Source organism: Sphingomonas sp. GM_Shp_1, from assembly GCF_026540895.1.
GTDB lineage: Bacteria > Pseudomonadota > Alphaproteobacteria > Sphingomonadales > Sphingomonadaceae > Sphingomonas.
In genome coordinates this window covers 23,599-43,658 of sequence record NZ_JALNUR010000015.1, presented here as the reverse complement: position 1 = coordinate 43,658, position 20,060 = coordinate 23,599, and the positions used below count along the sequence as shown (strand labels likewise).

29 protein-coding genes are annotated in these 20,060 nt (G+C 67.5%); 15 read left to right on the top strand and 14 right to left on the bottom strand.

Annotation, left to right across the window (positions count from 1 at the left end):
* Positions 1-64: 64 nt before the first annotated feature.
* Positions 65-781: a ribonuclease PH gene (gene rph, locus OXQ33_RS09605; protein WP_267434465.1), complete on the top strand. Its 717-nt coding sequence runs from the start codon at positions 65-67 to the stop codon at positions 779-781.
* Entirely contained in the window at positions 778-1,404 is a 627-nt protein-coding gene (gene rdgB / locus OXQ33_RS09600) for an RdgB/HAM1 family non-canonical purine NTP pyrophosphatase (protein ID WP_267434464.1), read from the top strand. The genes rph and rdgB overlap by 4 nt, the downstream gene beginning before the upstream one ends.
* Before the next feature lie 137 nt (positions 1,405-1,541).
* On the opposite strand, the gene OXQ33_RS09595 is transcribed toward rdgB, so the two are convergent.
* On the bottom strand, positions 1,542-1,928 hold the full coding sequence (locus OXQ33_RS09595) for a hypothetical protein (protein WP_267434463.1): 387 nt from the start codon (positions 1,926-1,928) through the stop codon (positions 1,542-1,544).
* 31 nt (positions 1,929-1,959) lie between these two features.
* Positions 1,960-2,595 (bottom strand): CAP domain-containing protein, encoded by a 636-nt coding sequence (locus OXQ33_RS09590; protein ID WP_267434462.1) that lies wholly within the window; start codon positions 2,593-2,595, stop codon positions 1,960-1,962.
* Here OXQ33_RS09590 and hemW point away from each other — a divergent pair.
* A complete protein-coding gene (gene hemW, locus OXQ33_RS09585) occupies positions 2,594-3,781 on the top strand; it encodes a radical SAM family heme chaperone HemW (RefSeq protein ID WP_267434460.1) in 1,188 nt (395 codons plus the stop codon). The two genes, OXQ33_RS09590 and hemW, sit on opposite strands and share 2 nt — an antisense overlap.
* 153 nt (positions 3,782-3,934) lie before the next feature.
* Here hemW and cutA read toward each other — a convergent pair whose 3' ends face one another.
* Both cutA and OXQ33_RS09575 read right to left on the bottom strand, forming a co-directional pair.
* Positions 3,935-4,252, bottom strand: coding sequence for a divalent-cation tolerance protein CutA (cutA, locus tag OXQ33_RS09580; protein ID WP_267434459.1), 318 nt, complete (start codon positions 4,250-4,252; stop codon positions 3,935-3,937).
* Positions 4,249-5,481: a penicillin-binding protein activator gene (locus tag OXQ33_RS09575; protein WP_267434458.1), complete on the bottom strand. Its 1,233-nt coding sequence runs from the start codon at positions 5,479-5,481 to the stop codon at positions 4,249-4,251. The genes cutA and OXQ33_RS09575 overlap by 4 nt, the downstream gene beginning before the upstream one ends.
* On the opposite strand from OXQ33_RS09575, the gene rsmI reads away from it, so the two are divergent.
* The 7 genes from rsmI (at position 5,480) to gmk (ending at position 9,664) form a co-directional block, all read left to right on the top strand.
* Positions 5,480-6,349: a 16S rRNA (cytidine(1402)-2'-O)-methyltransferase gene (gene rsmI / locus OXQ33_RS09570; protein ID WP_267434457.1), complete on the top strand. Its 870-nt coding sequence runs from the start codon at positions 5,480-5,482 to the stop codon at positions 6,347-6,349. The two genes, OXQ33_RS09575 and rsmI, sit on opposite strands and share 2 nt — an antisense overlap.
* Positions 6,350-6,412: 63 nt before the next feature.
* On the top strand, positions 6,413-6,781 hold the full coding sequence (locus OXQ33_RS09565; protein ID WP_267434456.1) for an STAS/SEC14 domain-containing protein: 369 nt from the start codon (positions 6,413-6,415) through the stop codon (positions 6,779-6,781).
* Positions 6,782-6,845: 64 nt separating this feature from the next.
* The gene (locus tag OXQ33_RS09560; RefSeq protein ID WP_267434455.1) at positions 6,846-7,283 is read left to right on the top strand and encodes a YraN family protein; all 438 of its coding nucleotides are present in this window, start codon (positions 6,846-6,848) and stop codon (positions 7,281-7,283) included.
* Between the two features lie 63 nt (positions 7,284-7,346).
* The gene (gene gshB, locus OXQ33_RS09555) at positions 7,347-8,309 is read left to right on the top strand and encodes a glutathione synthase (protein WP_267434454.1); all 963 of its coding nucleotides are present in this window, start codon (positions 7,347-7,349) and stop codon (positions 8,307-8,309) included.
* A gap of 198 nt (positions 8,310-8,507) precedes the next feature.
* Positions 8,508-8,717 carry a hypothetical protein gene (locus OXQ33_RS09550; RefSeq protein WP_267434453.1) on the top strand — a complete coding sequence of 70 codons (210 nt, stop codon included), beginning with the start codon at positions 8,508-8,510 and terminating at the stop codon, positions 8,715-8,717.
* A complete protein-coding gene (locus OXQ33_RS09545) occupies positions 8,714-8,923 on the top strand; it encodes a hypothetical protein (RefSeq protein ID WP_267434452.1) in 210 nt (69 codons plus the stop codon). Before OXQ33_RS09550 ends, OXQ33_RS09545 begins: the two co-directional genes overlap by 4 nt.
* A gap of 81 nt (positions 8,924-9,004) precedes the next feature.
* Positions 9,005-9,664, top strand: a complete 660-nt coding sequence (gene gmk / locus OXQ33_RS09540) for a guanylate kinase (RefSeq protein ID WP_267434451.1) — start codon at positions 9,005-9,007, stop codon at positions 9,662-9,664.
* A gap of 220 nt (positions 9,665-9,884) precedes the next feature.
* On the opposite strand, the gene OXQ33_RS09535 is transcribed toward gmk, so the two are convergent.
* The 3 genes from OXQ33_RS09535 to OXQ33_RS09525 are packed head-to-tail and all read right to left on the bottom strand — an operon-like array spanning position 9,885 to position 11,448.
* Entirely contained in the window at positions 9,885-10,571 is a 687-nt protein-coding gene (locus tag OXQ33_RS09535) for an ATP12 family protein (RefSeq protein ID WP_267434450.1), read from the bottom strand.
* Positions 10,568-10,786: a hypothetical protein gene (locus OXQ33_RS09530; protein WP_267434449.1), complete on the bottom strand. Its 219-nt coding sequence runs from the start codon at positions 10,784-10,786 to the stop codon at positions 10,568-10,570. The genes OXQ33_RS09535 and OXQ33_RS09530 overlap by 4 nt, the downstream gene beginning before the upstream one ends.
* Entirely contained in the window at positions 10,783-11,448 is a 666-nt protein-coding gene (locus OXQ33_RS09525) for an HAD-IA family hydrolase (protein ID WP_267434448.1), read from the bottom strand. Before OXQ33_RS09525 ends, OXQ33_RS09530 begins: the two co-directional genes overlap by 4 nt.
* Before the next feature lie 165 nt (positions 11,449-11,613).
* Between OXQ33_RS09525 and OXQ33_RS09520 the strand changes: the two genes are divergently transcribed.
* The 3 genes from OXQ33_RS09520 (at position 11,614) to OXQ33_RS09510 (ending at position 13,062) form a co-directional block, all read left to right on the top strand.
* Entirely contained in the window at positions 11,614-12,003 is a 390-nt protein-coding gene (locus tag OXQ33_RS09520) for a glycine zipper 2TM domain-containing protein (RefSeq protein WP_267434447.1), read from the top strand.
* A gap of 157 nt (positions 12,004-12,160) precedes the next feature.
* A complete protein-coding gene (locus OXQ33_RS09515; protein ID WP_267434446.1) occupies positions 12,161-12,496 on the top strand; it encodes a PadR family transcriptional regulator in 336 nt (111 codons plus the stop codon).
* Positions 12,493-13,062, top strand: coding sequence for a hypothetical protein (locus tag OXQ33_RS09510; RefSeq protein WP_267434445.1), 570 nt, complete (start codon positions 12,493-12,495; stop codon positions 13,060-13,062). The genes OXQ33_RS09515 and OXQ33_RS09510 overlap by 4 nt, the downstream gene beginning before the upstream one ends.
* A 146-nt stretch (positions 13,063-13,208) precedes the next feature.
* On the opposite strand, the gene OXQ33_RS09505 is transcribed toward OXQ33_RS09510, so the two are convergent.
* From OXQ33_RS09505 to OXQ33_RS09495, 3 genes are all read right to left on the bottom strand, one after another.
* Positions 13,209-14,303, bottom strand: coding sequence for an RluA family pseudouridine synthase (locus tag OXQ33_RS09505; RefSeq protein ID WP_267434444.1), 1,095 nt, complete (start codon positions 14,301-14,303; stop codon positions 13,209-13,211).
* A complete protein-coding gene (gene crcB, locus OXQ33_RS09500) occupies positions 14,300-14,674 on the bottom strand; it encodes a fluoride efflux transporter CrcB (protein ID WP_267434443.1) in 375 nt (124 codons plus the stop codon). The genes OXQ33_RS09505 and crcB overlap by 4 nt, the downstream gene beginning before the upstream one ends.
* Before the next feature lie 115 nt (positions 14,675-14,789).
* Complete coding sequence (locus tag OXQ33_RS09495) at positions 14,790-15,497, bottom strand: hypothetical protein (RefSeq protein WP_267434442.1); 708 nt, start codon at positions 15,495-15,497, stop codon at positions 14,790-14,792.
* A 155-nt stretch (positions 15,498-15,652) separates the two neighbouring features.
* Between OXQ33_RS09495 and OXQ33_RS09490 the strand changes: the two genes are divergently transcribed.
* Positions 15,653-15,874, top strand: a complete 222-nt coding sequence (locus tag OXQ33_RS09490) for a hypothetical protein (RefSeq protein ID WP_267434441.1) — start codon at positions 15,653-15,655, stop codon at positions 15,872-15,874.
* A 59-nt stretch (positions 15,875-15,933) separates the two neighbouring features.
* On the opposite strand, the gene OXQ33_RS09485 is transcribed toward OXQ33_RS09490, so the two are convergent.
* Both OXQ33_RS09485 and OXQ33_RS09480 read right to left on the bottom strand, forming a co-directional pair.
* On the bottom strand, positions 15,934-16,497 hold the full coding sequence (locus tag OXQ33_RS09485; protein ID WP_267434440.1) for a glycine zipper 2TM domain-containing protein: 564 nt from the start codon (positions 16,495-16,497) through the stop codon (positions 15,934-15,936).
* Positions 16,498-16,677: 180 nt separating this feature from the next.
* Positions 16,678-16,986: a glycine zipper 2TM domain-containing protein gene (locus OXQ33_RS09480; protein WP_267434439.1), complete on the bottom strand. Its 309-nt coding sequence runs from the start codon at positions 16,984-16,986 to the stop codon at positions 16,678-16,680.
* 136 nt (positions 16,987-17,122) lie between these two features.
* Between OXQ33_RS09480 and OXQ33_RS09475 the strand changes: the two genes are divergently transcribed.
* Positions 17,123-17,761, top strand: a complete 639-nt coding sequence (locus tag OXQ33_RS09475; protein ID WP_267434438.1) for a trimeric intracellular cation channel family protein — start codon at positions 17,123-17,125, stop codon at positions 17,759-17,761.
* A gap of 158 nt (positions 17,762-17,919) precedes the next feature.
* Here the strand turns inward: OXQ33_RS09475 and fumC are convergent, their stop codons facing one another.
* Together fumC and OXQ33_RS09465 are read right to left on the bottom strand one after the other, a co-directional pair.
* Positions 17,920-19,311: a class II fumarate hydratase gene (gene fumC, locus OXQ33_RS09470; RefSeq protein WP_267434437.1), complete on the bottom strand. Its 1,392-nt coding sequence runs from the start codon at positions 19,309-19,311 to the stop codon at positions 17,920-17,922.
* Positions 19,312-19,520: 209 nt separating this feature from the next.
* A complete protein-coding gene (locus tag OXQ33_RS09465; RefSeq protein ID WP_267434436.1) occupies positions 19,521-20,006 on the bottom strand; it encodes a ClpXP protease specificity-enhancing factor SspB in 486 nt (161 codons plus the stop codon).
* Positions 20,007-20,060 lie beyond the last annotated feature (54 nt).

Sequence of the window (20,060 nt, the reverse complement as noted above, 5' to 3'; positions counted from 1 at the left end):
CTTGGTCTCTGGCGCTAATCGCAGGGGGCGGTTAGGGCTGGGGGCAAGGAACAAGGAGAAGACTATGCGCCCGTCCGGCCGGATGCCCGACCAGATGCGTCCCATCACCATCGAGCCGAATTTCACCCGCCACGCCGAAGGATCGGTGCTGATCGGGTTCGGCGATACCAAGGTGCTCGTCACCGCCAGCGTCGAGGAGCGCGTCCCCCCCTTCCTGCGCGGCAAGGGCGAGGGCTGGGTCACCGCCGAGTACGGCATGCTCCCCCGCGCCACCCATACGCGCGGCAGCCGTGAGGCCGCCAAGGGCAAGCAGTCGGGCCGCACCCAGGAAATCCAGCGGTTGATCGGCCGATCCTTGCGCGCCGTATGCGACCTGAAGGCACTGGGCGAGCGGCAGATCACCATCGACTGCGACGTGATCCAGGCCGATGGCGGCACCCGCACCGCCGCGATTTCGGGCGCATGGGTCGCGCTGCGCATGGCGGTCAACAAGCTCCTCGCCGAGGGCAAGCTGACCAGCGATCCGATCCGCCACAAGGTCGCCGCCGTGTCGTGCGGCATCCATCAGGGCACGCCCGTACTCGACCTCGACTATATCGAGGACTCGGGTGCCGATGCCGACGCCAATTTCGTGCTGATCGAAAACGGCCATATCGCCGAGGTCCAGGCGACCGCCGAACACGCGACCTATGACGAAGAGGCGCTGCTGCGTCTGCTCCGCCTGGCGCGCATGGGCTGCACCGAGATTTTCGCGGCGCAGGACCGGGCGATCCGCGCATGAGCGGCGAAGGAAACGGCCGTCAGGCGATCCGCAAGCTCGAACCCGGCAAGCTGGTGCTGGCCAGCCACAACAAGGGCAAGATCGTCGAATTCCGCGAACTCCTGGCACCTTACGGCGTCGAGGTGATCGCGGCGGGCGACCTCGACCTGCCCGAGCCGGAGGAAACCGGCACCACCTTCGTCGCCAATGCCGAATTGAAGGCGCTGGCGGCGGCGGACCTGTCGGGGCTTCCCGCGCTGTCCGACGATAGCGGCCTGTGCGTCGATGCGCTGGGCGGCGATCCGGGGCTGTTCTCGGCGCGCTGGGCGGGGCCGACCAAGGACTTCGCGATGGCGATGCGCTCGGTCGAGGATCGGCTGAACGAGGAGCCGGACATGAGCCGGACCGCGCATTTCGTCTGCGCGCTGGCGGTGGGCTGGCCCGATGGCCATGTCGAATGGTTCGAGGGGCGCGTCGACGGCACCATCGTCTGGCCGCCGAGGGGCGACAAGGGCCATGGCTATGACCCGATCTTCCAGCCGCTCGGCTATACCGAAACCTTCGCCGAGATGGACCAAGACGAAAAAAACCGCATCAGCCACCGCGCCGATGCGTTCAGCCAGTTGGTGAAGGCGGTGTTCTGAAACAATCCTCCCCGGCACGGGGAGGTGGCAGGCCGAAGGCCTGACGGAGGGGGGCTTCCGCAAAGAACGCCCTTTACGGCGATCCCCCCTCCACCATCCTTCGGATGGTCCCCCTCCCCGTACCGGGGAGGATGAAGTTACCCCTTGGCCAGCCGCTTCTGGTTGGCTGTCACCGCGCGGTGCACCGGCGCCATCGCCTGGAGCGGCATCGACGCGCCGATCAGCATGGCGCGCGCCATCGTCTCCCAGGCATCGAGCACCCCGCCGCGCGGATCGTGGCGCGACAGTTTCGACAAGGCCGCCTGATCGCGGTTCCAGACCTTGGCCGACTGGTCGAAGGCCTTCACCTTCTCGCTGACCATCAGCGTCATTTCCGCCGCCGAGGAGGTGCCGGTCGCCATCGCGCCCATGCGGGTCGCCATCACGCTCTGCGCGCTCAGCATCGATTCGCCCGCCATCACCGCGAAACGCGCGGGCGCGGTCCAGAAGGTCAGCCAGGCCATCGGATCATAGGGATTCGCCATTGCATATTGCCTTCCCGCCGTTCCGCGCGAGTCAGAAGCTCCGCTCGCCGACGACGTTACCGGTGGGGCTATAGCGGCAAACGAGGAAGTCGTCGCGCCTGTTGCTCGCCATCGCGCAACCGACCGCCGTGGATCGGGCCCAGACGATCTGGGTATAATGCGCCACGTCGCCGAACTGGCCGGTGCGGCTGGCCTGGGGGATGGGCAGGTTCACGAAGTCGCGCTTCTCCGCGACCCAATGCCCCATCATCTCGTCATAGCGATAGGCGCCGCGCGTGCCGGTCCACAGATTCTCGCCCTGCCGGGTCGGCCCCATCGGCTGCTCGGCATGTTGGAAGCGCCCGGTCCGCGCCATCTCCTGCGCATAGGCCAAGGCGCTCGCCGCCAGTCGGTCGTCCCAGAGCAGCGGCGGCAGCCCGATCTCGGCCCGCACCGCGCGGTGCCCCTCCAGCATCGCCTGACGGAGCAGCCCCACCCCGCGCGCGGCGGGCGCGTCGGAGGCGCGTTCCTCCACCACGCGCGCCGGGGTGCGCTCGGTCGAGCCGCCCTGAGCGGACACCTTGGGCGCGGACACCATAGGACCGCATCCCGCCAGCAGGGCGGCGAGGACGGGCAGCGATAAGAGATGGCGAAGTGCGACCATCGCCGCCATATCGGGGCGCATCATGTCCTCCGCAATATCGACTGTTTCATCCTTGGCCCCCGCCCCGCTGGCGCTTTACGTCCATTGGCCCTTCTGCGTCTCCAAATGCCCCTATTGCGATTTCAACAGCCATGTCCGCGAGTCGGTGGACCAGGCGGCGTGGCAAAAGGCGCTGCTCGCCGATCTGGCGCATGAGGCGGCGGCGCTGCCGGGGCGGCGGCTGACGTCGATCTTCTTCGGCGGTGGCACCCCTTCGCTGATGCCGCCCGCCACCGTCGCCGCGATCCTGGACGCCGCCGAGCGCCATTGGGGCTTTGCCGAGGGGATCGAGATCACGCTGGAGGCCAATCCCTCCTCGGTGGAGGCGGCGCGCTTCGCCGATCTCGCCGCCGCCGGGGTCAACCGCGCGTCGCTGGGCGTGCAGGCGCTGGACGATCAGGCGCTGCATTTCTTGGGCCGCGCGCACGGCGTGGACGAGGCGCTGCGCGCGCTCCAGACGGCGCAAGGCTTGTTCGGTCGGGTCAGCTTCGACCTGATCTATGCCCGCCCCGGCCAGCCTTTGCCCGACTGGGAGGCCGAACTGACCCGCGCGCTTCGATACGGGACCGAGCATCTGTCGCTCTATCAGTTGACGATCGAACCCGGCACACGCTTCCATACCGAAGCGGCGGCGGGGCGGCTGACCATCCCCGATGGCGATGCCGCCGCCGACCTGTTCGAGACGACGCGCGCGATCACCGCCGCCGCCGGGCTGCCCGCCTATGAAACCTCCAACCACGCCCGGATCGGGGCGGAGAGCCGCCACAACCTGACCTATTGGCGCTATGGCGATTATGCCGGGATCGGCCCCGGCGCGCATGGCCGCCGCGAGGGCGTGGCCACCGTGCGCCGCAAGAAGCCCGAAAACTGGATGGCGGCGGTCGACCGCAACGGCCATGGCATCGAGGTGGAGGAAACCCTGTCCCCCATCACCCGCGCGACCGAGGCGCTGGTCATGGGGCTACGTCTGGCCGAGGGCGTGGATCTGGCGCGCGTGACGGCGCTGGCCGATGGACGCGATATGGTGGACCGGGATGCGGTGGCGACACTGTCGCGGCAGGGGCTGGTGCGGATGGAGGACGAGCGGCTGATCGTTACCGATGCGGGCGCGTTGCTGCTCGATGCGATCCTGCGCGAAGTGGTGGTGACCGACGAACCCGATGCGCGATGAGGTAAGGCCGCCGCTCCCCTCAGGGAAGGGGCCGGGGGTGGGGCGTCGCCGCAAGCGCACCCCTCGGGACAAGGCCCCACCCCAACCGCTCCCCTGAAGGGGAGGGGCTTTGCCCGGCTGGATACGGTGCGACCGTTCCCCTGACGTGCACCGTCATTGCACCGCCTCGCGCAACCACGCCAGATAGCGCGGCGAAGCGTCGGTGATCGGCACGGCGACGATCTCCGGCACGTCATAGCTGTGCAGCGTCTCGATCGCCTCGCACAATGGGGCGAAGCGGGCCCGGACCGTCTTGATGTGCAGCATCACCTCGGGCTCGTGCTGCACGGCCCCGTTCCAGCGATACCAGCTTTCGATCGGCATCATCTGAACACAGGCCGCCAGCCGCCGTTCGACCAGCGCCTGGGCGATCACGGCAGCCTCTTCGCGGGAGGCCGCCACGCACATTACGACGATGGCGTCGTCGCTCAATCCCTGAACCCGGTCGGCGCGGGCGACACCGTCACTGCCGTACCGCCACGAATCTCCTGCACCTCCAGCGCGCGCTCCGCCACGCCGTCGCGGCCGAAGCGGAAAGCGCCGTCGATCCCGGAAAAGCCATCCGCCGCCCGCAGCCGTGCTTCCGGGAAGGCCGCATTCACCTTCCAGTCGCGCGCGATCCGCACGGTCAGCAGCACCGCGTCATAGCCCAGGCTCGACAGGCGATAGGGCGCGGCCCGGAACCGGGCGCGGTATTTGGTCGCATATTGGCGGTAGAGGTTGTTCGACACGCTGGCGAACCATGCCCCGTTCAGCGGCGCGCGCGCGGCGATGCCCGATTCGGAATTCCACAATTCGGTGCCCAGCAGCCGCGTCGTCGCGCCCGATCCCCGCTTCAGGATCGGGGCCGCCGCCGCCGCCGCCGCGCCGCCATCGGCGATCAGCACCGCGTCATAGGGCGCCTTGGCGCTCAGCCGCTGCGCCGCCCCCGCGATGCCGCCCGCAACCCGGCCATAGGGCTGGAGCGAGACGACCTGTCCCCCTGCCCCTTCGACCGCGCGAAGAAAGGCGGTCGAGGCGCGCTCGCCATAAAGGCCGTTGGGCACCAGCCCAGCAAAGCTGGTGACGCCGCGCCCGCGCGCATAATCGACCACTCGGTCGATCGACTGGGCGGGGGTATAGCCCATCAGATAGGTGCCGTTCCCGGCCACGCCCGCATCGTTGGAAAAGCTGATCACCGGCACCTTCGCCGCACGGGCGACGGGGGCGACGGCGCGGACATCCTCGGACAGCAAAGGCCCCAGGATCAGTTGCGCGCCCTCCGCGATCGCCTTTTGCGCCGCCGCCGCCGCGCCGGGCGTGGTGTCGTAATTGGTGATTCGGATCGTGTCGGCCTGCGCATCCAGCAGCGCCATCATCGTCGCATTGGCGATCGACTGTCCCACCCCGGCATTGCTGCCCGATAGCGGTACGAGCAGCGCGATGCGGTGCCGCGCCGTATCGCGCGGCAGGCCGGGCTCGACCTCGGTCGAGGGGCGCGGGCTGGTCTGTTCGGGGCGCGCCGGGGGTTGTTCGACCGGCCCTCGCGGCACGATCGTCTGACAGGCCGCCAGAAACAGCGTCGCGGCGAGCGCCACCGCGCGGCCCAGCCGCCCCACGCCCCATTTTCCGGAGTCCGGAATGACGGCCCCCGGTTGTACGAACAGCCCTGCCTCTGTCATGACGATCCCCGTGACCCAATCCGAACCTATTCTCGAACCCGGCCTGTACATCGTCGCGACCCCTATCGGCAATCTCGGCGATCTGTCCCCCCGCGCGGCCAACATATTGACGAAGGCCGATGTCATCGCGGTGGAGGACAGCCGCGTGACCGCCGGGCTGCTCCGCCATATCGGCGTGAAGCGGCCGATGCAGCCCTATCACGACCATAATGCCGAGCATGTCCGCCCCGGCCTGATCGCCCGCATGGCGACCCAGGCGGTGGCGCTGGTGTCGGATGCGGGCACGCCGCTGATCTCCGATCCGGGGTACAAGCTGGTCCGCGATGCGCGCGCGGCGGGGCATGCGGTGGTGACGATCCCGGGCCCTTGCGCCGCCATCGCCGCGCTGACGTTGGCGGGGCTGCCGACCGACCGATTCCTGTTCCTGGGTTTCCTGCCGCCGAAGGAAAAGGCGCGCGCCGACGCCATTGCCGAAATCGCCAGCATCCGCGCGACGCTGGTCCTTTATGAATCGGGCCCACGCCTGGCGGCAACGCTGACCGCACTGGCGCAAGGATTGGGCGACCGCGAGGCAGCGGTGACGCGCGAGATCACCAAGAAGTTCGAGGAGGCGGTGACCGGCACCCTCTCCACCCTCGCCGCCCGCTATGCCGAAGCGGGGCCCAAGGGCGAGATCGCGATCGTCGTCGCGCCGCCGGGCGAAGCGCCCCCCGCCACCGAACAGGACGCCGACGCCGCGCTGGCCGAAGCGCTGACCCGCCTGCCCGTCGGTCGCGCGGCGAGCGAGGTGGCCAAGGCGTTGGGGCTCGACCGTAAGGCGCTTTATGCCCGCGCGCTGGCGATGAAGGACGATAACGCAGGCGATTAGGGTCCGGCATTAGCGATTCGGCAAGGATCGGGCGCGCAGGGAGAGGTCAGGAGCCGCTCCCCCATGTACGCCTTCCAATTTCGTCACGACCTCAACCTGCTCGACATCCAGTGGACCGGGCATTTCACGCCCGAGATCGCCATGCGCTATGCCCGGGAATTGCTGGACGCCTTCCGGCGCAGCGGTTTCCGCCCCGGCTATCGGTTGCGCATCGACATGTCGGCGATCAACGTCCAGCCCAAGGACGCGATCATGACGGTGCACGAGGCGCTGCGCGATTTCCCCCGCGCCAGCCGGATCGCGATGGTCAACGGCAGCGCGATCGGGCGCCAGCAGATCCGGCGGCTGATGACCCAGCCCTATTTGCGGGTGTTCGATCCCGCCGAAGACAGCCTGGCTTGGCTGACCGCGCCGGAGGAAGTGGCGGCTTGAGGGCCGAAACGAAACCGGACCGATACGGGCTTGCGCCGATCGATGGCGCTTCGCACGATATGGCATGGCATCCGATCATGTCCGCATACGGTCCCGTAGCCGTTCTCTGACAGCAAGCGAGGGCGGGCGTCCCATCGCCAAAAGGCCGACGCCCGAACGCCAGCGTGCCGAAGCGGCAGGCCGACGCGGCGAACGCCTCGCCGCCTGGTGGCTGCGCCTGAAGGGCTGGACCATTCTCGACCGCCGCGTCCGCACGCCTGCGGGCGAGGTCGACCTGATCGCGCGGCGCGGGTCACTGGTCGCATTCGTCGAGGTGAAGACGCGCAAGACCGCCGCGGAACTGGACTTCGCGATCGACGAGCGGCGACTCGCACGGGTGGCCGCCGCCGCCGAAGTGCTGATGCCCACTTACGCCGGGCCGGGCGACGATATCCGCGTCGACGTGATCCTGCTCGCGCCGGGCACCCGGCCGCGCCATATCGAAAATGCCTGGTGCGGGTGACAGCGGACGAGCGAAGGATTACCTCCCCTCCCGAAAGACCCGCCCGAACGAAGGAACACCCCCATGTCCAAGCCGCTGACCGTCGCCGTCCAGATGGACCCGATGGACCAGATCAATATCGCGGGCGATTCGACCTTCGCGCTGATGCTCTCCGCCCAGACGCGCGGGCACCGGCTGTTCCATTATGATGCGGGCGACCTCAACTGGTCGGACGGGCATCTCTGGACCAGGGCGCACCCCGTCACCGTCCAGCGCGTGGCGGGCGACCATTACAGCTTCGACGAGCCGGTGAAGCTGGACCTGGGCGATGAGGCCGATGTCGTGCTGATGCGACAGGACCCGCCCTTCGACCTGGGCTATATCACCGCCACCCATTTGCTGGAGCGGGTCGCCGAGAAGACGCTGGTCGTCAACAATCCGCGCAGTGTGCGCAATGCGCCGGAAAAGGTCTTCGTCCTCGACTATCCGCAGTTCATGCCGCCGACGCTGGTCACCCGTTCGCTGGACGAGGCGCGCGCGTTTCTGGCGGAGCATGGCGAGATCGTCATCAAGCCGCTGCACGGCAATGGCGGCAAGGCGATCTTCAAGGTCGGGCGTGACGGCGCGAACCTGTCCGCGCTGATCGAGGTGTTCAACACCGCCTATCGCGAGCCGCACATGGTCCAGGCGTTCCTTCCCGCCGTGGCCAAGGGCGACAAGCGCATCGTCCTGATCGACGGCGAGGTGGCGGGCGCGATCAACCGCCTGCCGGGCGAGGGCGAGATCCGCTCCAACCTGGCGGTCGGCGGTTCGGCGCAGAAGACGGAGTTGACGGAGCGCGAGCGCGAGATCTGCGCGGTGCTGGGGCCGGAACTCAAGCGGCGCGGGCTACTGTTCGTCGGGATCGACGTGATCGGCGGCGAATGGCTGACCGAGATCAACGTCACCTCCCCCACCGGGATCGTCGCGATCGAGAAATTCGACGGCACCGATGTCGCCGGGCTGATCTGGGACGCGATCGAGGCCAAGGTCGCTGCGAAGGGTTGAGCTTATTCCTCCCCTGCAAGGGGAGGTGGACCATGCGAAGCATGGTGGAGGGGGCTCGCCGCCAGGGACGTCTTGTGTGGAAGCCCCCCTCCGTCAGGCCTTCGGCCTGCCACCTCCCCGTACCGGGGAGGATTAGCCCCCACGGAACCCATCCCCCGTCCCATGCTTTTCCTGTCCCAAGCAACGAAGGGCATGAGCATGGGTGCAACGACAATCGGCGCGCTGGTCGGCGCCGCCATCGACGGGATGTCGGGCGATGACGGGGTTGGCGACGGCGCGGTGATCGGGGCGGTCACCGCCAATGTCCTGAAGGTCGTGCTGCCGCTCGCCATCACCTATGCGGTCGGCTGGGCGGTGCTGCGCGGCGCGGGTGAACTCAAGGACCGTGTTTTCGGAGAAGTGCAATGATCGGACGGATCGTGGGAGCGCTGGTCGGGCGCGAAGTCAGCCGCCGCGACGGCAATAGCGGCCTGAAGGGCGCGGCGCTGGGCGCGCTGGCGGTCGGCGGAATGCGGCGCCTGGGCCCGCTCGGTCTGCTGCTCGGCGGCGGCTATGCAGCCAAGAAGGCCTATGACCGGCACAAGGCAAGCAAGATCGCGGGCGACCGCTACTAAGGACGGTTTCGTCCCGCTCCACTTGTCGCAGCGCGTCAAGCATGTCTTGACGCGCTGCGACCGCGTGCGTCAAAGGCAGGCATGTCCAATTCGCCCGCCCATCCCGACGATCCCCACAAGCTGAAGCGCCGCGGCATGTTGTTCGTGCTGTCCTCTCCCTCGGGCGCGGGCAAGTCGACCATCGCGCGCAAGCTGCTGGCCGATGATGACGGCCTGCAAATGTCGGTGTCGGCGACGACGCGCGGAATGCGGCCCGGCGAGGTCGACGGCAAGGACTATCACTTCGTCGATCTGGAAGAGTTTCGCCGGATGGTGGCGAATGACGAATTCCTCGAATGGGCGCATGTCTTCGACAATCGCTACGGCACCCCCCGCGCACAGGTCGAGGCGATGCTGGCGACGGGCAAGGACGTGCTGTTCGATATCGACTGGCAGGGCGCGCAGCAGCTTTTCCAGATCGCGGGCGGCGACGTGGTCCGCGTCTTCATCTTCCCCCCGTCGATGGAGGAACTTCGCCAGCGGCTCGAACGCCGCGCGACCGATTCGGTCGAGGTGATCGACGCGCGCATGGCCCGCGCGGCCAATGAGGTCAGCCACTGGGACGGATACGACTATGTCCTGGTCAATGACGATGTCGAAAAATGCTTCCAGGGGGTGAAGACCATCCTGCAAGCCGAACGGCTGAAGCGTTCGCGGCAGACCGGGCTGATCGGGTTCATCCGAAAGCTCACGACGAAGTAAGGGGTTCGCTGCTCCGCAGGGGGTGGTGTCGCCTGCACTTCGACTTCGCTCAGTGCGAACGGAAGAGTGGCGATAGAAAACGAAGGGGCACCCCCGCCCCGTTCAGGCTGAGCGAAGTCGAAGCCCACGCCCCGCCCTGTCCGCCAGCGGAATCCCGTGCGCTTCGACTTCGCTCAGCGCGAACGGAGGGCGCGGTTGGTCGACAAGCCCACCACGCAGATCATCCCCCGAGCGCCTTCAGGAACCCGACCGCCGCATCGAACTCCCGCCGCTTCGCCTCGCGCGCTTCCAGGGCGAGATAATCCTCGCCCCATTGCTCGGCCTGGAAATCCTCGTCGACATGCGCCGCCGTCCACACGGCATCGGGATCCGCCGCCCCCTCCAGCAGCGCCAGCGCCAGGACCAGCGACCCGGTGATCGTCACCACCGGCGACAGCGCGGCCAGTTGAAACGCCCCCAGCGCCGCCACCGCCTGCGCCAGTCGCGCGACGGTCGCCTCGGGCTGCGGCTGGTGCATGATCCCCGTCACCAGCGTGAAGTGAACGTCATAGCGGTCGCGCGCCCAGTCGAGCAGCGGGTTCCACACCGCATCCTGCCGCGCGATCAGCTCCGGCGGCGAATCGGCGCGGTAACAGAGCAGATCGCTCTCGGCATAGCGAGCCAGCCCGGCGGCGAAGGGCGCGGGGTCGACCGCGATCCGGTCGATCGCCGCATTGGCCAGCCCGGTCAGCGGCATGGCCCGCGGATCGACCGTCTCGCCGACCGAGCGCCACTCCTCCGCCACCGCCTCGGCCAATGCGGGCGTCGGCAGGGCCAGCGGGGTACGGCCCGGCGTCCGCACCGGGCGATCGTCCAGCCGCACGACGCGATCGGCATCGACGTCGACCTGCTTCCAGAAACGCTTCACTCGCCACCACTCCGCCAGCGATGCGCCAGCCCGGCGGGCACGATCGCGATCATCGCCAGCGCCGACAGGACGATCGCCACGCCCAGCACCTTGTGCGGCCAGGCCACCCCGCGCGACGCCAGGACGATACCGAACACCGCACCCGCCACACCGATCAGCCGCACCGCGACGATCACCAGCCAGCGCCGCCGGGCGCGTGCGATATCCTCGCTCATGGCCGCACCAGCAGGGCGGGCAGGTCGACCACCTCTTGCGCGACGACTTCGGCCCCCGCCTTCACCAGTTCGTGCACGTCATGATATCCCCAGGCGACACCGACCGCGAAGGCGCCCGCCGCCTTGCCCATCGCCATGTCGAAGCTCGTATCCCCGATCATCGCCACGTCTTCGGCGGCCACCCCGGTCTCGGCCATGGCGGCGAGGAGCATCGATGGGTCGGGCTTGGACGGGTGACGGTCGGCGGTCTGCAACGTGACGAAATGATGCGCCAGCCCATGTTCAGCCAGCACCCGCGCCAGACCGCGATCGGACTTGCCGGTCGCCACGCCCATCAGCCATCCCTGTTCGGCCAGATGATCGAGCAGCGCTGCGATCCCATCGAACAAGGGCTCGGGCTCCAGCTCGCCTTCGGTGCGCAGCCGGAAAAAGGCGGCCTTATAGTCGGCGGCGAGGCGATGATGCGCCGCCTCCGGCTGGTCGGGGGCGAGTACCCGCATCGCCTCGACCAGGCTCAATCCGACGATTCGGCGAATCGCGGAGGCGGGCGGCGGGGTCAGGCCGGACAGGGCGAACGCCTCGACCGCCGCGAGGCAGATATTGGCCTGGCTATCGACAAGGGTGCCGTCGCAATCGAACAGGGCAAGGCGCGGTCGCGTCATCCATCCTCTCCTATCGGCATGGGGCCCATGGGGGAAGCATGACGTTTCGCATGAACAACAGCTAACAACCGCATTCAGCATCGGAACATCGCGAATCGGGCAGAAGAGCATCAACGACGACGGGAATCCCCGCCGCCGCCGGATCGAAGATCAAGGGAGATTGTGATGTTCAAGAAGCTCTCGCTCGCTGCCGCCGCCCTTGCCGTCGGCGCCACGGCCATGGTTCCCACCGCTGCTTCGGCGCAGCGTTATTATGACCGCTACGACCGCGCCTATGGCGGGGCCTATTCGGACGGTTACAACCGTGGCCCGGGCTATGACCGTGGCTATTACGACCGTCGCGGCGGCTATGATCGCGGTTATTACAATCGCGGCCCGCAGCGCTGCAACAGCGGCACCACGGGCACCATCGTCGGCGCGATCGCCGGTGGCCTGCTGGGCCGCACCATCGACAGCCGGGGCGATCGTACCCTCGGCACGATCCTGGGCGGTGGCGCCGGTGCGCTGGCCGGTCATGCGATCGAAAAGTCGAATAACCCCGGCTATTGCCGCTAACGCCCGGTTTTCAAGGGGGTTCGCCCCCCTCCCCCCGGTTTCGTCGGAGCCCCGTCGGCCTTCTGGTCGGCGGGGTTTTCCGTATTCGTCACCTCGGAACACACTTTGGCGATACGGTACCTTGCATAGCAAGGCATATGGCATTACAGTCAAACCCATGGATATCGCGGGTTGGCAGTCACAATTGCGCAAAGGGGCGGCCGAGCTGGTGCTGCTCTGCGTGCTCGCACGCGGCGAGGCCTATGGCGTCGAAATCCTGGCGCGCATCCGCGAAGGCGGTGACTTGGTCAGCGAGGGCACGCTCTATCCGCTGCTAAGCCGGTTGGAGAAATCGGGCCGCATCGCCGCGCGCTGGGAATTGCCGGTCGAGGGCGGCAATCCGCGCAAATATTATCGCCTGACCGAGGAAGGGGCCGCGCTCGCCACCGCGATGCGCGCCGCCTGGATCGACTTTCGCACCACCATCACGACCCTAGTGGAGGATCAGCCATGACCGAGCCCACCCGAATGATCGCCGACTATGTGCGCCGTCTCCGCTGGTCGCTCCAGGCGATCCCCAGCGAGGATCGGACGGGCATCGTGCGGGAGATCGAGAGCCATCTGACGGACAGCCTTGCCGCCGGACCGGACAGGCTGGACGCCAGCCTCTCGGCGCTGGGATCGCCGCACGCGCTGGCGGCGCGGTTCGTTCAGGAATATCGGTTGGCGGGGGCGCTGGCGGAGGATCGCCCGGCCCCGCTGATCGGCGCGATGCTGGTCCGGTCGGGACGGAGCGTCGCGGCGTTCGGCGCGGTGCTGGCGGCGATGCTGCTGTATCTGTTCGCCTTCTGCTTCGCCGCCGTCGCGGTGACGAAGCCGCTACTCCCCGCCCATGTCGGGCTGTGGTCGCTGCCCCAAGGCGGGGCCTTCGGCATCCTGACCGACCCGCCCGCCGCGCCGGAGGTCATGGGCCTGTGGATCCTGCCGGTCGCGCTGGCCGGGGCGCTGGGTTGCTATGCGCTGGCGACGCTGGTGCTGCGCGGCACCGGGCGGCATCTGTTGGGGCGGGCCGCTATCTAATTCCTCCCCAAGTTCCACTTGGGGAGGGGGACCATCCAAAGGATGGTGGAGGGGCTTGATCGCTCGCCTTCATCCCCTCGCTGACCGGGACACCCCTCCGTCAGGCCTATGGCCTGCCACCTCCCCTTGTAGGGGAGGAATAGGGGTCAGCGTGCGCCCCGGCCCCGCCGTTCGCCGCGACGTTCCTTGCGATATTGCTTGGCGTGCGCCTTGGCACGCTGCTTCAGCACGTCCTTGGGCGGCGGACCGCGATCCTCGTCCTGGGGCAGCACATCGCCACGAATCTCGTCGAAGCCGAGCTGGTTCATCGACTCGGCGAAGTGGCTGGGCAGTTCGGCGGTCTGGTCGATCCGCCCGCCATCGGGGTGATCGACCCGGATGCGCCGCGCGTGCAGGTGCATCTTGCGGCTGATCCCGCCGGTCAGGAAAGCCGCCGCCCCGCCATATTTGCCGTCGCCGACAATGGGATGGCCGATCGCCGCCATGTGGACGCGCAACTGATGGGTTCGCCCCGTGAACGGCTGCAACTCGACCCAGCAGCAGCGATTGCCCGCCCGCTCGATCACCCGGTAGCGCGAGCGCGCCGCCTGGCCGTTCTCCTCATCGACATGCATCTTCTCGCCGCCGGTGCCCGGCTGCTTGCCGATGGGCAGTTCGATCGTGCCGTCCTCGATCGAGGGGACGCCGACGACCAGTGCCCAATAGATCTTCTTGGCGGTGCGCCCCGAAAAGGCCTTGGCGAAGAACGCCGCCGCCCGCGCATTGCGCGCGACGAGCAACGCGCCCGAGGTGTCCTTGTCGAGCCGATGGACCAGCTTGGGCCGCCCCTCCGCCTCGAACTGCAACGCGTCGAGCAGGCCGTCGACATGGGTGGTCGTCTTGGTCCCCCCCTGCGTCGCCAGGCCCGGCGGCTTGTTGAGGACCAGCGCGTCGCGATCCTTGTGGATCACCATCTCACGCGCAAAGGCCTCTTCATCCTCGGACAGGATGTTGCGCGGTCGCATCGTCGGCTTGCTGTTCTCGACCAGGGCGGGCTCGGCGGGGGGCACCCGCAGCACCTGGCCCGCGATGATGCGGTCGCCCGGCGTCGCGCGCGCGCCGTCGACGCGCAACTGCCCGGTGCGGGCCCATTTGGCGACCGTCGTGAAGCTGGTTTCGGGCAGATGCCGCTTGAACCAGCGATCCAGCCGGATGCCGTCATCGTCATAGCCGACCGTGAATTGGCGGACAGAGTCCGTCATGCGAAAATCCTCGTCAACGAAAGCCCGGCCCACAAGGCGACCAGTGAACCCAATACAGACAGCGCGACGTAAGCGAGCGCCACCGCCCCCTGCCCCCGCTCGATCAGCGTGATGGTGTCCAGCGAAAAGGCGGAGAAGGTCGTATAGCCCCCCAGCACCCCAACGCCGATGAACAGCCGCCACCCCTCATGCCCACCGATCCGCGTCAGCGTGCCCGCGAGCAGGCCCATGGCGAAACAGCCGATCCAGTTGACCGCCAGCGTACCGAACGGAAAGCCGGGACCGAGTGCATCGGTCAGCACCCGCCCCGTCCAATACCGTCCCCCCGAGCCCAGCGCGCCGCCCAGCATCACGAGTAGAAGCGGTGACATAATCCCGTCCCCCTAGCGCAACCGCGCGTTCGGCGCAAAGGACAAGCGTTTCGGGCCGTAGTGTCAGTCCACGCCCCCCTTTCCTCCCCTTGCAAGGGAGGGATGAGATCATGCCCTACCCGCCCTTCACCACCAGATCGACATCGGTGCCACCACCCGCCCGCACAGTGGCGTAGATCATATAGGCCGCGTCCCCCCGCGTGCCGCCCAGCACATGCTGCGTGCCGTCCATCTTGTGCTCGGCGGAATATCCCGCACCCGAGGCGCGCGTGTAATAATAGTCGATGACCTTCGCCGCCGGGGCCGAGGTGCGGATGCTGACGATCCACAAGGCACAGCCCTGTGCGTCATTGCCCGCCGCCTCCGCCACCTGGCTTCCCGGATAGACGGGGAGCGCGGCGGGCAGGCGCCCCGCCCATCCCGCCGAATAGCGAAGACCGCCCATGCAGGCGGCATTGCCCACCTGCTGCCCCGCCTTCGCGGCGAGGGTGAAGGCCCCGGCGGATGCACGACATTCGGGACAGTCGCGCGCGGCCAGCGGCGCGGATTTCAGCGTCTTGGCATCGACCGGATCGGCGGGCAGCGGCAGCGAGGGCAGCTTGTCGCTGGCGGGCTGGTTGGGCGGGCGCACCGCATTGGCGTTGGCGCTTTGGGTCAGGCCGGGATCGACCATGATCTGCCCGGCCAGCGCCTCGCGCAATTGCGGGTCGCGCGTCGGGCTGCCGTCGTTCATCTCGGCCAATTCCTTGTCGAGCGCATTGAGTTGCGCATCGTCATCCTGCCTGCCTCCGCAACCGGCGAGCAGGAGATACCCCAGGGACACAAGGACTCGTCGCGACATGACCATCATCCGCCGTTCCTAGCATGAGGAAGCGACGCGATCCTTAATCGCGAACGCGCCTGGCCAGCCCGGCGTCCCGGTGCGGGATCGTCCACGCGCCGCTTGTGCATCGGCAAGAGCGACGCCATCTTGCCGCCATGCTGAACCTGTTCTCGATCCTTATCGGCTTTGTCGCGCTTATGCTCGGCATCGTGCCGTTCCTGCCCTTTTTCGCCTGGGGCTATTGGTTCGTCATTCCCATCGCGATCGTCGGCGCGGCGGTGGGCGCGCTGTCGTCGCGGAACAGCGGGCGCAATCTCAACCTGATCCTCATCCTGATCTTCGGCCTTCGCCTGATGCTGGGCGGCGGTCTGATCTGAACGAGGAACGGCCCGGCGAGTCTCCCCGCCGGGCCGTCCCGATCCTCCGGCCTGCCGGATCAGCGGCAGCGTACCTGACCGCGATCGATCTGCTGACCCAGCAGCGCGCCGCCGCCCGCGCCGATCACGGTGCCCAGCAGCCGCGAACCGCCGCCCGCGATGATATTGCCCAGCGCACCGCCCGCCAGACCGCCGATCACCAGCCCTGTGGTGCCGTCGTTGCGACGGCAATAATAGCGCCCGTTCATCCCGCGATAGATGCGATCGTTCCGCCCCAGCGTGCGCGGCTGATAGTAGCGACCATCGCGATAATAGCGCTCGGGATAGTAACCGCGCTGGCCCGGTTCGAACCGGTTATAGTCGTAATTGCGCCAACGGACGTTGCGCGTGTCGCGTCGATAGTCCTTGCGCGCGTCGCGCATGTCTTCGCGATATTCCTGGCGCGCCTCGCGAACGTCGCGGCGCGAATCGGCATTGCGAACATCGCGGCGATAGTCGCGGCGGGCATCGCGAACGTCCTCGCGATATTCCTGGCGTGCTTCCCATCCGTTGCGCTGGGCGGCGGCGGGCATGGCGGTAAAGGCGGTGGCGGCAATCGTGGCCGACAAGAGAGCGATACGCATGACTGGACTCCCGATGATGATGCGGATTTAACGCGCATCTTTGCCGGCCTGTTGCGTGAACCGAAAACTACGTCCCGTTCACGATCGGGACAGCGTTAATTGTTGTTCTAACTCAACAAAAAGGACGCCGCCCGAAGGTGACGTCCTTTTCGTCATTCCGGCGAACCGGTCTGTGGATATTTAGCGGCAGCGACGGTTGCTGGTGCTCCGCTCGACTTCACGACCCGCCAGCGCGCCGACGGCGGCACCGCCCAGCGTACCCAGCGTACGGTCGCCGCGCGTATCGATCGTGCGGCCCAGCAGCGCACCCGCGACGCCGCCCACGACCAGACCGGTCGTGCCATCGGGCTTGCGGCAGCGGACGCGACCGCGATCGTCACGCCATTCGCGATACTTGTAGCGGCGCTGCGCATCGGCGGCGGTGACGGGCACGATCAGCGAGGGGACGACCATCGCCGTGCAACCCAAAGCGAGCATCAATTTCCGCATGACATTGTTCCTTTCAAAATGATCTGACGCCGTAACGTCCATATTCTACTGTCCGTTGCATGAACGCGAGATAACGTCGCATTCATCTTGCGGACGGCCTTTCCGGCGCGGGACAGGGGCTCTAGGATCGCTGCCGATGCTGCCCGAACCCACCGCCATGCTGCCCGCCGTGATGCCCTGGCTCGACCTCGCCGGGCTGGCGGTGTTCGCTGTGTCGGGCGCGCTGGTCGCCGCCAAGCATCGCCAGACCATGGTGACGCTGGTCTTCTTCGCGCTGATCACCGGAGTCGGCGGCGGGACGCTGCGCGACCTGTTGATCGATGCGCCGGTCTTCTGGGTGCATGACCCGCGCGTGCCGCTGGTCTGCCTGATCGCCGCGATCGCGGTGTGGGCGACGCCCGAGCGCTGGTGGCGGGGCAGCGCGCTCGACTGGTTCGATGCGGTGGGGCTGGCGGCCTATGCGGTCTATGGTGCGGCCAAGGCGAGCGGCTATGGCATCTCGCCCATCCCGGCGGCGATGCTGGGGGTGGTGTCGGCCTGTGTCGGCGGGATCATCCGCGACGTGATCGCGGGCGAGCCGTCGATCCTGATGCGGCCCGAGCTGTACGTCACCGCCGCCGCACTGGCCTCGACCAGCTATGTCATCCTGACCTTGCTGGGCGTGCCGCTGGCCGGGCCGATCGCGGCGCTGGCAGGGTTCGTGCTGCGCGGGGCGGCGATCCATTACCGGATCGCCCTGCCCGCCTATCCGGCCAAGGGTTGGGATCGGGAGTGAGCCCGTCGAGACACCCCACCTCCCGTTCGCGCTGAGCGAAGTCGAAGCGCACGTCCTGCCGTTGCGGCTTGGCCGGCGGATTCCCTTGGCCTTCGACTTCGCTCAGGCTGAACGGCGGTTTGGAGATATGCCCTGCTTGGTTCACGAAGCCTCGGCGATCACCGCCCGAGCATCAACTCCGGCCGCACCACCCGGTCGAAGGTCGACTCGTCGACCAGCCCCAGTTCCAGCCCGGCCTCCTTCAGCGTCTGGCCATTCTGATGCGCGTGCTTGGCGATCTTGGCGGCATTGTCATAGCCGATCTCGGGCGCCAGCGCCGTCACTAGCATCAGCGAGCGGTCGAGCAGTTCGGTGATCCGGTCGCGATTGACCGTCATCCCCTCGACCGTCCGCTCGGCGAAGCTCTCCATGCCGACCGCCAGCAGATGGATCGAGCGCAGCACATTCGCACCGATCAGCGGCTTGAAGACATTCAGTTCCAAATGCCCCTGCAAGCCCCCGACCGTGACGGCGGCGTTGTTGCCGATCACCTGGGCGGCCACCATGGTCAGCATCTCGCACTGGGTCGGATTGACCTTGCCGGGCATGATCGAGCTGCCCGGCTCATTGGCGGGCAGTTCCAGCTCGCCCAGCCCCGAGCGCGGGCCGGAGCCGAGCAGGCGAATGTCGTTGGCGATCTTGGTCAGCGCCACCGCCAGGACGTTCAGCGTCCCGTGCAGGTCGACCAGCCCGTCATTGCTCGCCAGCGCCTCGAACTTGTTGGGCGCGGTCACGAAGTCGAGTCCGGTCGCCTCCGCGATCTCCGCCGCGATCGCCTCGGCGAAACCGTTCGGCGCGTTCAACCCGGTGCCGACCGCCGTTCCCCCTTGCGCCAGGGGCAGGATGTTGCGGTGGAGCGTCCCCTCGATCCGGTCGCGGGCATTGGCGAGTTGCTGGACGTAACCGGAAAATTCCTGACCGAGCGTCAGCGGGGTCGCGTCCTGCAAATGGGTGCGGCCGATCTTGACGATGGAGTCCCATTCCTTCGCCTTGGCATCGAGCGCGGCGTGGAGCCGGTCGAGCGCGGGGAAAAGCTGCTTCGTCACCGCCAGCGCGGCGGCGACATGAAGTGCGGTCGGGAAGGTGTCGTTGGAGGACTGGCCGCGATTCACGTCGTCATTGGGATGGACCGGCGACTTGCCGCCGCGCGTGCCCGTCAGCATCTCATTGGCGCGGCCCGCGATCACCTCATTGGCGTTCATGTTGGACTGGGTGCCCGAGCCCGTCTGCCAGATCACCAGCGGAAACTGGTCGTCATGGCGCCCGTCGATCACCTCCTGCGCCGCCGCCTCGATCGCATCGGCCTTTTCCACCGCCAAGCCATGGCCGCGATTGATTCGCGCGGCGGCCTTTTTGACGATGGCCAGCGCATGGACGATGCCGATGGGCATCTGCTCGCGCGCGCCAAAGGGGAAATTCTCCAGGCTCCGCTCGGTCTGCGCCCCCCAATAGGCGGTGGCGGGAACTTCGATCGGGCCGATCGAGTCGGTTTCGGTGCGGGTTTGGCTCATGGGACAGGGACTCACCGGATGGGGAATGGGTTCCCGATCAGTGTAGAGCCCACGGCTCAGCCCTTAAAGCCCTCTCCCCTCCGGGGAGAGGGTTGGGTGAGGGGCTGGGGCCCGGCAATACGTCGGAGGCCTTCGCCCAGCATCACCCCTCACCCCGCCCCTCTCCCCGGAGGGGAGAGGGAGAAGGGCATGCCCTCCCCGTATGCCTCTTACTTCTTCCGCTTGAAATCCACCGCGACGACATTGCTGCCGTCCTCGACGGGCTTGCCGACGGGTTCGTCATTCTCGGCCGAATCATGCGGATCGGGATCGCCCTCGGGGTCGTCAGCGACGTGGAAGCCCAGCTCGAACTGCACTTCCGGGTCGTGGAAACGGGTGATCGCCGAATAGGGGATGACCAGCTTCGACGGCACCTGGTTGAAGCTCAGCCCCACCGAGAATCGATTCTCGTCCACCGTCAGGTCCCAGAATCGATTCTGCAGGACGATGGTCATCTCGTCGGGGAAACGCTCGATCAGCCGCTGCGGAATGTCGACGCCGGGCGCCTGGGTCTTGAAAGTGATATAGAAATGGTGGGTGCCGGGCAGGTGCCCCGTCTCCGCCACCGGGCCGAGCACACGCCCCACCACGGCGCGCAGGGCCTCCTGTACGATCTCGTCATAGGGGATGAGGCTGTCGGGCAATCCTTCGGTCATGCGCCATGGACTAGCGGCCTTTGTTCGCGGGTCAAGATTGCATGGGACGGATAG